Source organism: Anaerobacillus alkalidiazotrophicus, from assembly GCF_001866055.1.
On the sequence record NZ_MLQS01000030.1, the window covers coordinates 539,644 to 553,091 of the forward strand.

At 32.3% G+C, this 13,448-nt stretch carries 15 protein-coding genes; 6 read left to right on the forward strand and 9 right to left on the reverse strand.

From position 1 onward, the window contains the following. Window positions 1-23: 23 nt before the first annotated feature. The gene (locus BKP45_RS18490) at window positions 24-1,109 is read left to right on the forward strand and encodes an AI-2E family transporter (RefSeq protein ID WP_071390045.1); all 1,086 of its coding nucleotides are present in this window, start codon (window positions 24-26) and stop codon (window positions 1,107-1,109) included. A gap of 288 nt (window positions 1,110-1,397) precedes the next feature. After that, on the forward strand, window positions 1,398-1,766 hold the full coding sequence (locus BKP45_RS18495; protein WP_071390046.1) for a rhodanese-like domain-containing protein: 369 nt from the start codon (window positions 1,398-1,400) through the stop codon (window positions 1,764-1,766). 763 nt (window positions 1,767-2,529) lie between these two features. Here the strand turns inward: BKP45_RS18495 and BKP45_RS22250 are convergent. After that, entirely contained in the window at window positions 2,530-2,661 is a 132-nt protein-coding gene (locus BKP45_RS22250; protein WP_139193821.1) for a DUF3941 domain-containing protein, read from the reverse strand. Between the two features lie 266 nt (window positions 2,662-2,927). Here BKP45_RS22250 and BKP45_RS18500 point away from each other — a divergent pair, with 266 nt between their 5' ends. Further along, on the forward strand, window positions 2,928-3,776 hold the full coding sequence (locus tag BKP45_RS18500) for a YitT family protein (RefSeq protein ID WP_071390047.1): 849 nt from the start codon (window positions 2,928-2,930) through the stop codon (window positions 3,774-3,776). A gap of 72 nt (window positions 3,777-3,848) precedes the next feature. Next, a complete protein-coding gene (locus tag BKP45_RS18505) occupies window positions 3,849-4,325 on the forward strand; it encodes a BsuPI-related putative proteinase inhibitor (protein ID WP_245747473.1) in 477 nt (158 codons plus the stop codon). Window positions 4,326-4,403: 78 nt separating this feature from the next. On the opposite strand, the gene BKP45_RS22715 is transcribed toward BKP45_RS18505, so the two are convergent. The 5 genes from BKP45_RS22715 to BKP45_RS18525 all read right to left on the reverse strand — a co-directional run bounded on the left by BKP45_RS22715 (window position 4,404) and on the right by BKP45_RS18525 (window position 10,291). After that, window positions 4,404-4,574: a hypothetical protein gene (locus BKP45_RS22715; protein WP_169824107.1), complete on the reverse strand. Its 171-nt coding sequence runs from the start codon at window positions 4,572-4,574 to the stop codon at window positions 4,404-4,406. 15 nt (window positions 4,575-4,589) lie between these two features. Beyond that, window positions 4,590-7,592, reverse strand: a complete 3,003-nt coding sequence (locus BKP45_RS18510) for a DEAD/DEAH box helicase (protein ID WP_084787896.1) — start codon at window positions 7,590-7,592, stop codon at window positions 4,590-4,592. Then, complete coding sequence (locus BKP45_RS18515) at window positions 7,582-9,174, reverse strand: SWIM zinc finger family protein (protein WP_071390049.1); 1,593 nt, start codon at window positions 9,172-9,174, stop codon at window positions 7,582-7,584. The genes BKP45_RS18510 and BKP45_RS18515 overlap by 11 nt, the downstream gene beginning before the upstream one ends. 64 nt (window positions 9,175-9,238) lie before the next feature. Then, on the reverse strand, window positions 9,239-9,544 hold the full coding sequence (locus BKP45_RS18520; RefSeq protein WP_071390050.1) for an AzlD domain-containing protein: 306 nt from the start codon (window positions 9,542-9,544) through the stop codon (window positions 9,239-9,241). 3 nt (window positions 9,545-9,547) lie between these two features. Continuing rightward, window positions 9,548-10,291 (reverse strand): AzlC family ABC transporter permease, encoded by a 744-nt coding sequence (locus tag BKP45_RS18525; protein WP_071390051.1) that lies wholly within the window; start codon window positions 10,289-10,291, stop codon window positions 9,548-9,550. Between the two features lie 131 nt (window positions 10,292-10,422). On the opposite strand from BKP45_RS18525, the gene BKP45_RS18530 reads away from it, so the two are divergent. Beyond that, window positions 10,423-10,683, forward strand: coding sequence for a DUF6154 family protein (locus BKP45_RS18530; protein ID WP_071390052.1), 261 nt, complete (start codon window positions 10,423-10,425; stop codon window positions 10,681-10,683). A 210-nt stretch (window positions 10,684-10,893) separates the two neighbouring features. On the opposite strand, the gene BKP45_RS18535 is transcribed toward BKP45_RS18530, so the two are convergent. After that, window positions 10,894-11,448, reverse strand: coding sequence for a hemerythrin domain-containing protein (locus BKP45_RS18535; protein ID WP_071390053.1), 555 nt, complete (start codon window positions 11,446-11,448; stop codon window positions 10,894-10,896). Window positions 11,449-11,612: 164 nt separating this feature from the next. Here BKP45_RS18535 and BKP45_RS18540 point away from each other — a divergent pair, with 164 nt between their 5' ends. Beyond that, on the forward strand, window positions 11,613-11,816 hold the full coding sequence (locus tag BKP45_RS18540; protein ID WP_071390054.1) for a hypothetical protein: 204 nt from the start codon (window positions 11,613-11,615) through the stop codon (window positions 11,814-11,816). Here BKP45_RS18540 and BKP45_RS18545 read toward each other — a convergent pair. Next, complete coding sequence (locus BKP45_RS18545) at window positions 11,813-12,163, reverse strand: DUF1360 domain-containing protein (RefSeq protein WP_211272972.1); 351 nt, start codon at window positions 12,161-12,163, stop codon at window positions 11,813-11,815. The genes BKP45_RS18540 and BKP45_RS18545 overlap by 4 nt on opposite strands. 352 nt (window positions 12,164-12,515) lie before the next feature. Then, window positions 12,516-13,115, reverse strand: a complete 600-nt coding sequence (locus tag BKP45_RS18550; RefSeq protein ID WP_071390056.1) for a hypothetical protein — start codon at window positions 13,113-13,115, stop codon at window positions 12,516-12,518. Between the last annotated feature and the right edge of the window lie 333 nt (window positions 13,116-13,448).

Sequence of the window (13,448 nt, forward strand, 5' to 3'; positions counted from 1 at the left end):
TGAAAAAGAGTGGTGAGTACTTGTTGTCACAATATAAATGGTTTCGTGTATTTTTAGGAATTATTATGTTGTTTTTAATTATATACTTAGGAACACTTGTACAATTTATATTTCGGCCAATTGTTGTTTTTGTAGAAGCGCTATTTGTTCCGTTTCTCCTTGCCGGAGTTTTGTATTATTTATTTCGACCAATCGTAAATTTGCTACATAAACAAAAGCTTCCGAAAACATTAGCTATCATAATCATCTACTTAGCTGTTGTTGGATTAATAACATTATTAGTATTATTAATTGGTCCAATTTTACAAAAACAGGTGAACAGTCTAGTCAATAACCTTCCATATTTAATTAATGAGATACGTGCATTAATTATTCAACTTCAAGAAAATGACTGGATTAATCGTTTTGAATGGTCAGAAACATTGTCTTTCGATACGCTTTCAGCTAATACGACTCATTATGTTAATCAAGCATTTAATATAATTAGCACTAATATTGCTGGATTATTTAGTTTTATTACGAATGTTGTCGTTGTATTTATTATTATTCCATTCATTCTTTTTTACATGTTAAAAGAAGGTGAAAAAGCTCCTAATCAAGTGTTAAAACTACTACCTGAGAAACAAAGAATCGAAGGACAAAAAATATTAGGAGAAATGGATGTAAAATTAAGTTCTTATATTCAAGGTCAAATACTTGTGAGTATGTGTGTTGGAATCTTGATGTATGCAGGTTTCTTAATTATAGACATAGAGTATTCATTAATTTTAGCTTTAGTTGCTATGTTTACGAATGTCATTCCTTTTGTAGGTCCATGGATTGGAACTGTGCCAGCTGTTATTGTAGCAATTATTCATTCACCATTTATGGTATTAAAAGTCTTGATTGTGATTGTTGTTGTTCAGCAATTCGAAAGTAATTTTATTTCACCACAAATTATGGGGAAAAAACTGGCTGTACATCCGTTAACAATAATATTACTTTTAATTGTTGCTGGAAGGTTTGCAGGAATTATTGGAATGTTATTAGCGGTGCCAACTTATGCAGTATGTAAAGTTGTTGTATCACATACATATCGCTTACTGAAGTTGAGAAATAGAATAGAGTGATAAGGATCATTGGTCAAATTTTTTCCTCCTTGGATAAAATAAATTAATGGAACAAAATATAAACAGAAGTACAATGATATGTACTTCTGTTTTTGATGTTTATTGGAGTTGTTTACTTATCTTTAATCGTTTGAAAGGTTGAAATTCAACGCTTAGGAGCATGATTATTGATAGTTATTATGTAGGGATATAGAAACGTAAAATATGGCAGCACATTCCTTGTAAAAAGATATATAGTCAAGTAAACTGTATGTGTATAGTGTTAATTGTTGGAGGTGGAGGTTTAATATGGCTTTTATTAATGAAGGTGTTAAACAAATTGATGTAAATGAACTAAAACAAATTCTTAAAGATAAACCAAAGAATACAGTAATTATAGATGTGAGAGAGCGAGAAGAGTATGAAGCTTTTCACATTCCTGGTATTCCATTAATACCGATGCATAACATACCAAATATTTTAGAAGATTTAAAAAGTGATAAAGAGTATATTCTCGTTTGCCGTAGCGGAAGTCGGAGTCACCATGTAGCTCGATTTTTGATAGAAAATGGAATAAAAGAAGCGCATAATTTTTATGGTGGAATGCTCACATGGGATGATGAAGTTAAGACAGGTTTAGAAAATGTTGTAACTGATGTTTCAAAGCTATATCAGTAAGTAGGAGGGAAAACCTTCTGCTTACTTTTTTATTGTTTATCTTATATCGTATATCTTTGTAATTCGGCCTAATTATCATTAAAAGTTACGAGTAGAATTTAATGTAGATATATCGACTTTTCGTTTACCGCAACAAATGGGGCATTTTACTTTAACATTGAAAAGAATAAAGCGAGATTCCTCTACTTTGCCAGTACCTTTACATTTTTTACAAACCACAATAATTGCCATATCGTCACCTCATTTTGGTTTGGTACAAGGATTAAAAAGAAAATTCAGACTTTGGTTTGCAATATAAGATTAGTTATATATCTACCACTATAACAATAATAACATATACCTCCAACTAAAGTTACTTATAACTATTCTATAGTTAGTAATATTATGTAACCTAAAAAGTATAGAGTTAACCAGATATGAAATAAAAAAGGAGAAAGTTATCCTACAACTAAGAAACAGTCAGACAACCCACCTCAAAACTTAGAATATCGAAAAGTTTAGGTGGGGGATGAAAGAAAACCCCCACTGATTGAAGTTCAGCATTATGTGGATGAACAAGGGTGCTTTCGATTTTCTTATAAGGTAAAGTATAAAATTTCTAACTTAGAAACTGTCTAGCTCCAGGTGCCCTATCGACTAGAAAGCTTCCTTCGTCTCGTCTACGATAAGTCGAGAACGAAAGTCTAACGACTTTCGACTCTCCTATATCTCACTCGACTCAGTCCATCTTTTTACGTCTAGAGCTGCGGCGCTTGCGCTTTTCTTATAAATGGTCTGTTTTTTTAGAGAATTGTCTTTCGCCACGTTCAGTGTTCTTCCCTCTTTGAACATTTTTTATATGGCGTTTTGCATTATTGTCCTGTTTCTTTTTATCGTTATCTTTCGTATGAGGCATTTTTTAAAGCTCCTTTCACTTAAAGTCTATAGATATTTTTTCCAAACAAAAGGTATTTATGTGAGTGAATTTCATAATTACCAAAATCGAGCCTCATACATTTATCTCTAGTTACGAAAGGTTCAACGTACCTAGGGGTAGTATCTTAGTGGCAAGAATCATGAATTGTGAAAATTAATTGTAATGAGCCTTTTATGAAAAATGGTATGTTCTAAAATAGGAAAGACTGTATAATAGGTTAGATATTGTAAAGTTTAGGGTGAAATATGAACAAAGAAAGGAGCTTTTTAATTTTGGAAGAAATAAAGAAAATAATAATATATATAATTGGTTCAATTTTATTAGCAGTATCGTTAAACTTCTTTTTAATACCAGCAAACGTTTTTGCAAGTGGATTTACTGGTGTAGCTCAAATATTAGGGGCGCTAACACCTTTATCAACGGGTATTTTTCTATTCATACTAAACATCCCTGTTGCTATTTTAGGTTGGTTAAAAATAGGAAAACGTTTTACTCTATATAGTTTTTTTAGTGTAGCTGTAACAACAATCTCTTTAGAGATTTTACCAATTGTCTCAATCTCTCAGGATATTTTGTTAAACTCGGTTTTCGGTGGAGTTATTATGGCTATTGGTGCTGGTCTTATTTTAAAATATGGTGCTTCCTCAGGGGGAGTTGATATTATAGCTTTAGTATTAGCGAGGTATAGTGAACGACCTCTAGGAACATATTTCTTTGTCATTAATGGTGCGATTGTATTAACCGCGGGTCTACTTTTCGATTGGGAAAAAGCATTATATACGTTGGTAACACTATATGTTTGTTCGAGAATTATTGATACTATCCACACTCGCCATGTGAAGCTAACTGCGTTAATTGTAACTAGTAAACCTGATGAATTACAAGCTGCGATTCATGAAAAGCTTACAAGAGGAATAACACGTATTCCAGCTAGAGGTGGGTATTCTAAAGAAGATAAAGAGATGCTTATGATCGTTATCACTAGATATGAACTATATCATCTGAAGAAGATTATTGAAGAAAAAGACGATAAAGCTTTTACTAATATTGTTGAAACAGCCGGAATTTATGGAATGTTTAGAAAAGAGAGTTAGGTGAATTTTCAGTCTAACTGTTTAAAATAACGGGATAAAAATAATGTATGGAAGGTGGTGAAATTTTTGTTAATGGTCAGTAAATTCATCATCCTAATGAGTATTATTGTTATTGGTGGCTGTGGTACTAGTAATCAAACGAATGATAATCAAGGTGAGGATGGAAAAAAGATGGTAAGTACTAATATTAGTGTTTCTGAATTAAACAGTAAGCTTATGTTTGAGTTGTCTTTAACTAATAACACTGATGAACACAAACAATTACAATTTCCTTCTGGGCAACAATTTGAAATAACTGTCATTGATGAAAATGATAATATTGTTTATCGTTATAGTGATGGAAAAATGTTTACGATGGCAATAGTGATGAAAGAACTAAAATCTTCTGAGACGCTAAATTGGTCAGAAGAATGGGATATGAAAGTAAATGGGGAAAGAATTTCAGCAGGAACTTACACTACTATTGGTGAACTACAAATTATGGCGATCAACGAAGAAAATGTTGAGCGAGATCAATTTAAGGTCGAAAAGTCAATTACTGTTGAATGAAGGTGGAGCATAAAGTGCCCCACCTTCTTATTTTTCCACTTGCAATGAACGCATTGACTCACAAAGGAAAGTTCAGCTTTATCGATTTGGTATATCTTTTTGTACTCGTTTTTTTACAGCTTCTAAAAATAATTTCCATTCATCACTGAGGTTTTCTTTATTAGAAGTGTAAGTCTTTTTTTTCGGTAATTCCTTTGACATATGCCAATAATGATGAAAGGTTTCAGGTAATTGATCTTTGGAAGTCATTTTATACTCCTTTCATTACGATAAATTAGAACTGCGCAATTTAAGGAATTGTTCTAATTCACTTGTTGACAACTCAGATAGTTTATTTTCATTTGTATTTAGTATTTGATCAGACAGTTGTTGTTTTCTTTCTAGCATAGTATGAATTTTTTCTTCCAATGTCCCTTTTGTAAGTAGCTTATGAACAGTAACGTCTTCGGTTTGACCAATTCTGTACGCTCTGTCAGTAGCTTGATTTTCTACAGCAGGATTCCACCATCGATCGTAATGGATGACATGGGTAGCTGCAGTTAAATTAAGTCCTACTCCACCAGCCTTCAACGAAAGAATAAAAAATGGTGCATTCCCATTCATAAACTCATGTATAAGCTCTTCACGTTTTTGTCTTTGTAAACTACCATGTAAAAATGGTATCGTTGTTTGTAATTTTTCTTCTAGACCGTTTTGAATGATTGAACCCATTTCTTTATATTGAGTAAAAATAAGCGCCTTTTCTTGGTTAGAAACAATGGTATCAGCTAAAAGCATCAGTTCTTCCCATTTTTCAGAACGATTTTCAAGACTGCCACCGTCTTTTAAATAGTGTGTAGGGTGATTACAAATTTGTTTTAGTTTTGTTAGGCTACTTAAAATTAATGCTCGGCGCTCCATTTCAGAAACAGTATCTATTTTCTCAAACAGATCATTAATTACTGCTTGATACAAACTAGCTTGTTCTACAGTTAATCCTACACGATGGATAATTTCATTTTTACTAGGAAGCTGGATGTGAATATGCTTATCTTGTTTTGTTCTTCTAAGTAAAAATGGTGAGATTATTGATCGTAGTTCATTAAGCTTTTCTATATTTTGCTCACTTGCTTCAATTTCTTTAATGTATGTCTTTGAGAATTGTTGGTACGAACCAAGAAAATGATCATTTAATAAATCGATGATTGACCAAAGTTCTTTTAATCGATTTTCGATTGGAGTACCCGTTAATGCAATTTTATGAACAGCATCAATTTGTTTAATGCTTTTTCTTTGTTTTGTTTCAATATTCTTAACATGTTGCGCTTCATCTAGTATAAGAGCTTCCCAATTTCTGGCCTTCCATAAAGATTCATCTCGAACAGATAAAGAATATGATGTAATAACAATATCAACTTCAGTAAGTTCATCAATTGAGCGGTTTTGTCCATGATGAACATAGACGTTAAATGTTGGAGCGAATAAATGTAACTCGTGTTCCCAATTTCCGATCAATGATGTTGGGCAAATAAGAAGGAATGGTTCAGTTAACTTTCCATTATTAGCTTCTTTTACAGCAAGTAAGTATGAGATCGTTTGTATCGTTTTTCCTAACCCCATATCATCAGCAAGACATGCGCCAAAACCAATTTTCCTCATATTTAATAACCAAGAATATCCATCCTGCTGATATGGACGCAATGTACCGTTTAATTCTTTTGGTAAGGGGGCCTTTTCCCAAGTATGAACCATTAAATCCTGTAATAAAGATTCGATTTTCTTGTTCCATTGAGCTTCCCATTTAATATTTTTTTCAATTTCATCTTGTAAATGAAGCTGATATGCTTGCATATAAGTAAGTTTCTTTTTTTCTTTGTATCGTTTAATTTTTTCTTGAATTTTTTGGGCTGTATTTACATCCCAAAGTACCCATTTCCCCCTTAGTTTCACAATCGGTTGTTTATGGTTTACGAGTTCATGAAATTCTTCTTCGGAAACGGTGACTCCACCAACGGATATAGAATAATCAAACTCAGCAATTGATTGCCAATTTAATAAAGGTTCAACATGACCTCTATGTTCACTAATTTCTTTTTGTTTAAGGGTAACGAAGAAATCATCTTCTTTTTTATGCCACCAACTAGGGACAAGAACCGCTATTCCGAGCTGCTCTAATTCTATTTGATTATCTCTTAATAAATTATACGCTTCTTCAATTGATACCTTTATAGAAGGTTTAGTTAAAGAAAATTTTTCAAAGTCTATTATTTGGTTTTGGGTATTTTTGAGTGCTTCTTTAAAGAAAGTTATCGGATTTTCTCTCCAGGGATGATTTCCAACAAGAAGCTCATTAACATCAATCATTAATGTTGGGTCTTTCCGATCTTGTATAAATAATGTTATTTGCCAATCATCCGTTCCTTTTTTCTCTTCAACCCGAACCCCAAGTTTGAACGGAGCCACTTCAACTGCCCCAATACTCTCCAAAAAATGTTGATGTGCTTTAGAAGAGTGAGATATTGGTTTATCTTCTTGAAGGTCGCTGATGATATTTTTTACATAGTCTGACTGACTTTCTTGAATGTTGTTAAAGGATTTTATTATTTCTTGATCATTCCTTATTAAATGACTGACGTAACTGTTGATAAATGAAAGAGAAAAGGCTTTTAAAGATGCTTTTTCTACTTCTTTATCAATGAGAGAGTAATTTGTTGGTAGTAGTGCTAAAAGAGAAGAGGGCGAACTATCTTCCCATTCCTTAAAAGGAAAATTAGGTATGCCCCACTCGCCATTTTGATTTGGTATTAAATTACCTTCAATCAGTTCATTTAACAGTGTTCTCATTAGCTGTTGCAGAAAAATAAAATCATCAGCAAGTTGCCATTCATCTGTATTTATTAACTGCAAAAAGGCAGAAATATACAAAGGAATATTCTGATTAGGAATTTCTAACCCATTTATCGGAAATAGGTGAGTTTCATAAGTAGATGGTACGTGATAAACAGGAACACTGCCAGCTAAACTGTAAAATAAGCGATTGTTTAAAGGTACTTGAATATGGCATTCTTCAGTTTCTAAAAAAGTCCCGTAAAATGATGGCTCGTGTTGACGAAATAAAGCTAATTTTAACTCAAAAGGAGAATAAAGAAACGGGTACTTAAATGGTTCTATGTCTACATATTTTTTATGTTTTTTTTGTTCTGCCCATATGAAAATACTATACCCTGATTTTTTTTTTAATAGTCCACCATGGACAATAATAGGGTTTGGGTTATAACTATTTATCAATTTTATTCAGCTCCTGAATAAACGCACGGAACGTTTTAAATCGTTGTTTTAGTCCGTTTTTATATAAATTAAATGTGTGTGTGTTGTTCAGTTTTTCGTAAATAATTTTTAATTTTTTTATAAAGGCAGCCGCTTCTTCATAATGAACTCGAGATTTTTTTTGTACTAATCTTTCCACGAGTTGATGATAGAATGGTAACAGTAGCTGTGGTTGTTTCTTTATTATCACCTTTAACATCTTTTCGATTTCAGGAGAGATTACATACACATCTTTTTTATGTGTTAATAATGAATGTATTCCTTCTTCAAAAAGCTCTTCTTCTGTCACAATATTATAATAAGTTGCTTCAGTTTGAGGACGATATAAATCAGCTCTTAATTTAGGGATAATATATTTTAATATTTTTCGTTTCTCTAATGGGTCGCTCTTTTTAATCCTTGATTTATATGAACCGAACTGTGGGTGTTCAAGCCAGTTTTTCCAAACAATCGTTAACTTTTCTTCTTCACTACCAGTTTCTATTAACATTTCTTCAAAGAGTTTTCCGAGCATCGTACCTTGTTTTGGTTTTTCGTGCGGAAAAAATAAATCAAACCAGTGTTTCATCATAACAAAATCTTTTTTTCGTTCCATTATTAAAAAATGGTCAACAAGTTCACTGTTATGTAGTTTAGATTTGAGTTGTTTCAGTAAAGTTAAAGAACTAGCACCGTCATTCGCTTGTAAATATAACAGGCTAGCTAATTTTGTTAAATAGATTTGATTATTTTTATTGTTAAGGCTTAATAATTGCTTTGCGTGAATAATTAATACATTTTCTCTTTCTTCACATAATAGCCAAGTAGAAATTAGTTTTTCATATGGTGCTTCTATTTCTTTTTTATTAGTTTGGTCGAGAAGAAGTGATGTGTACCATTCATAAAAAGGCACGTTCGCTTCAACAACTTCTTGTTTTAGGAAAGGATATCCTTGTTGAATCAACTCATTAAAAAAAGCTAAAAAACGATTTTGGCGAAATCGATATGTATCGTAATCAGTTGCTTTTTTTATTATTTCATCCATTAGTACTGTGAAACTTATAATTTTAAATTGAGCTGCCTTTTTTGCTTCAATTTGATCAAGCTCCTCGAAAAATTGTTTAACGATATATTTTAAGTGGTCATTACTGTAATGGCCATTTTTCGAAAGAAGTTGATATATTTTATCTACATACGGCTGTATATCATCTATTAAGTGCTTTCTCACAATCTCAGGATGATCAATCTGTAGATATGTTGTAGAAACTAATGAAAGAGATGCTGTTTCTTGAAGTATCTTTTCTAACTCTAATAAAACGGCAACCATATGCTTGCAATTTTTCTCATAAGGACAATTACAATGGCTCTGTTTTAAATCATTTAAGGCAATGGTAACTTCATAATAGGTAGTTCCTTCAACAGTTGCAGAGAAGCTGTCGTTTAATAAATACGTGTCGGAAACATTTCCATTGTAAAAATAACTTTTACCACGTTCTATAATACGACTTTGAAAATAATTTTCTAAAAAATATTCGATATTAGTAAGTAATTGTTTTTTCTCCATAGGTCACCACTTGTTTATTTCGTTATCACTCTATTGTAATACGAAATGTTACTAGAAAACAAATTCAGATAAAAAATGAATATATTGTTAAGGCTGTTATCGCACTGGCAACTACTACAATGAGATTTGCACCTATAAGCGCGATGATGAGCGCTGTGATACCGCCAATGACTCCAAACCAGATATCTCCCTGAATGAACAGTATTCCAGGAAAAATTAGTGCGCCCAAGGCAGCATATGGAACGTTTTGAAGTATAGCTTTGACCTTTGGGGGCATTTCTTTTCCGTTCATCGTAATAAGGGGTAGCACTCTAGGAATATATGTAACGATAGCCATTCCGAAAATAATAAGGGCAATGTTCATAGACATAATTTATTGACACTCCTGATTTTTACCTAATTCTTTATTTAAATAAGGTTGTTTTTTTGAATATATAACTTCAACGATTATTGATGAAAGTATTGTCGCGCATATAATGGCCCAACCACTTGGGATAACAAATGTAAAAAGAGAATTAAATATTGCAGCAAAACTTGCTAGTAAAATTACTTTTCGATGTTTTTTCAATGACGGAGCCAATAAGGCAATAAATAACGCATATAGCGCAACCGACATACTCTTTTGAAGTGTTTCTGGTAATGAAGTGCCAATGACATAACCGATTCCTGAATTAATCACCCAGCTAGAATATGCAATAAACGCTACTCCGAAGATGTACGAACTTGTTAATCGTCCTTCTTTTGTTGAAGTTACTGCAAATACTTCATCAGTAATTCCAAAGGCATAAATTCCTTTAATGATTGGATGGCCTTTTTCTGCCTTATCACTAATAACAGTTGTCATCAATAAGTGACGTATATTTATAATAAAGGTTGTAAAAATAATCTCAAGTGCGCCTGTGCCAATTGCAATTAAACTTAATGACATATATTGAGCTGCCCCCGCAAATACAAAGGCACTCATTGCGAGAGTTTCGATTATAGTCAATCCAGTTGTATTTGCAATAAAACCAAAAGTAAGTGCCACTGGCATATAACCGAGAGCAATACTGAGACCGGCAGTTAAACCTTTATAAAAATCTAATCTACGGTTTTTAATTGTAGGAAAAAGTAACATGTTTATCTTAGTTCTCCTTTTCATGATAGTTAACCCATATTTTACTCCTCCTTTACAAGCTATGTAAATAAAATTAAACAATTACTGAGTTGCATTTACGAAAACTTCCTAATACAAAAGAGGTGTTTATATTGAAAATTATTGATGATGTGTTTGAAATGTATAGGAATCATTTAACGGGTGACGAGGAAGACATTTTTGTCATCATTTATGGAATATTGGATGGCATGAAAACGAGTGATTTGGAAAAGGTTTTTTTAGAGTTAAATGGAGAAGAGAAGTTTGAAATGGTTGCTTTGTACTTATATGAAAAGCTCAGATTAAAAATGTCAGAAGAAGGTATTGGTCACATTGGAAATGATGATGATCAAGGAACAAGTATATTACATTAAAAAAAAGAATGTTGAATAGTTTAAGATATGATATGGAGCCTTTCATCCCAAATATCAATTAAACAAAATTCAACATTCTCAGTTAATCAAACTGATTTGAACTTAAGGGTCAGAACCCCACCTCTAAGCGTAGGTGGGAACTTTCATTCAGGTGGAGTTGAGACACCATCTGAATTTCCGATGTTCTAGCGAAGCTAGAACGAGTTCTCTTTATTTTATTTTTTCAAATTGAATGATTAGTTCTTGTTTTTCTTCATCGGATAGCATTTGTTCTGCCATAGGAAATAGGATGTTTTCTTCTTTCATAAAATGATCTGTTAACGTTATATATACAATTTTAAGATGGTGAAATAAAGAGAAGGCTTCCTCTTTCGATACTTCTTTATTTTCCTCTTTTATTACGGAAACCTTATCCATAAATTGTTTTAAGTTTAATTTAGCTGTAGAATGTTCATATTCCATTACTGCAATTGGACCACCATCACGACCAATATATTTAACCATCATCTCAAAAAGGACATCCTCTTCTCGATTGGAATGAGGTTCTAGTTCTGTAATGAAAGTAGTAATTTTATCATGTAACTCATTAACGGCTTTTGTCCAATCAGTTGTATTATCTTCTTCGAATGTTTCTACCATTTGATTAAATTCTGCCATTTTCGCTAGAAGTGAAGGGTGTTCATCAATTAATTGCTTTAATGGGGCTGAATAATTAATTTCCTTTGGATCGCCAAATGCCCCAGAACAAGGTGAGTTAAAATTCATACTTTTCCTCCTATAAATAGTAATTTTTTTTAGAGTATAGATTTCGCTTTTCTTATAAAATTAATTTTAACCAATAAAAATAAAATATGAGGTGACAATGGTCACAATTGAGAAAAAATGAATGCCTTTCTTTTGTTTGGGGATTTTAAAAGAGAGGTGATAATATGAGTCATAAAGACGATAATTTAATTGAAATACTTCAAGCTTCTGTAGACCAAGAAGAAGAAATGATGCGAACTTATTTAATTGCAGCCGAACGAATTCATGAAAGCGAAGAATTAAAACTTCGCTTACGGGAATTCGCAGAAGGAAATGCTAAACGTTCACGTCAGTTGATGGATGAAATAAAGCGTATCGATTTAACTTAGTGGGTGTGTTTGTTTAAGGCTTGAATGGCTTTAGTGCCAACCCCTACAAACGTTTCGAGTATCGTTTGACCACCAGCGATTGCGAAAATAAATATGGCAGGGACAAATATAGAAGGATAAAGTAAATAGCCTAATCCAAAGATGATCGCACTCCAAATACCTGTACACCAATAACAATTTAATAAGTAACCTAACTTTGAATCAGGTACCTTTTTTGTTTTTTTGTGTCCATCCTCATTGATTGTTTTTTCCTTTAAAAAGGGTTTACGTATAAATTCAGTAACCTTATCAAAAACGATTAAATGAGTAAAACGATAACTCGCTAAAATGATCATAACAAATAACATCCAATTCAATTCAATTACCAATTGAAGGCCCTCCCTAAATTTGGATAGTGTCTCTACATGTTATTTACTTAAAATACGAATTTCATACAGGTTTTGTGGAAGAAATTAGGGGGGGGCTTTAAGTAGCGAAAATAACTGGTAATAATACCCATATTAAATTTGTTACGTTCTATAGTATAATAAAAGAGGTTTTTCAATTTCTATCTTGAGATTTATTCGAGCCCTTTGAATAAATCTCTTTTTTTGTGGTGTCATAAGGAGACAATTGCTCGTAGTAATAAACGGGGGTTTTTCGCAAAAAAACACCCGAATTGTTTAAAACAAGTTCGGGATTTAGCTTTTTTATAAGTCATTAAAGTAATTGTTCAATTTCTTTTTTACGTTTAGATAATAGTTTTAGTTTTCGTTTTTGTTCTTTAATTGCATAATTGTCTAGAGCTTGAAGAGATTCGTAAAGTTCCATTAATGTGTAGTCAATTTCCAGGTTAAGGATATTAATAATCGTTTCTGGATCGAGATCATGATCAAAATCTCGATATTCAATAATTGCTCCATATTGGTTCATAACGATCTTTTCACCTCCATGAATTTCTGTAATGGACTGGATAACTCCATCCTTGAAAAATGTAATATAATGTGGACCCTCGGTGTACGTTTTGATGAAACCACTACCTCGATACTCTTTCATAATCAATTCTAGAGCTTTTGCTACTAATTCTTCGCTCACCTTCAGACAGTCAACAGTGATAGTAAGTTTTGTGCCGTTTTTCTCAAAAGGGATTTCGTGTATTGAATGATTTGTATCTATAATTAAGTAAATAATATCATCGTTGTACCGCCAATAAAGGGAACATTTGTATTCCATCATCTTATTAATGAATTGCTGGAGCGATTGTTTGGATAATTCTACATGAAGATCATGGAATTCAGCTTCGAAAAAATGCGGAACCATCTGAACACTCCTAACTTTTGGGATTCAAAAGCTGTTTTTTATTATCGTATGAAGGGGACGGCGTGAAAAGAAGTAAAAATTGTGTATTTTAATTTAGAAGAAATATATTTATTTTTATGTTTGTCCCCTCGAGATCAAATAAAAAAAGACAGCTAGAATATAGATGTTTCTAGCTGTCTTTTTAAATGATTATAATGTTGCAATTTTTAGGAACAACGCATCTTATAGATGCCATAATTTTCAGGTCAGTTCAAGAAAAAACCTTCAGCAAAGTAATCTAATCTGACTTAATAACTTAAATAGTTTGATGGAGGTTTCCGCGTATTTAGTTGG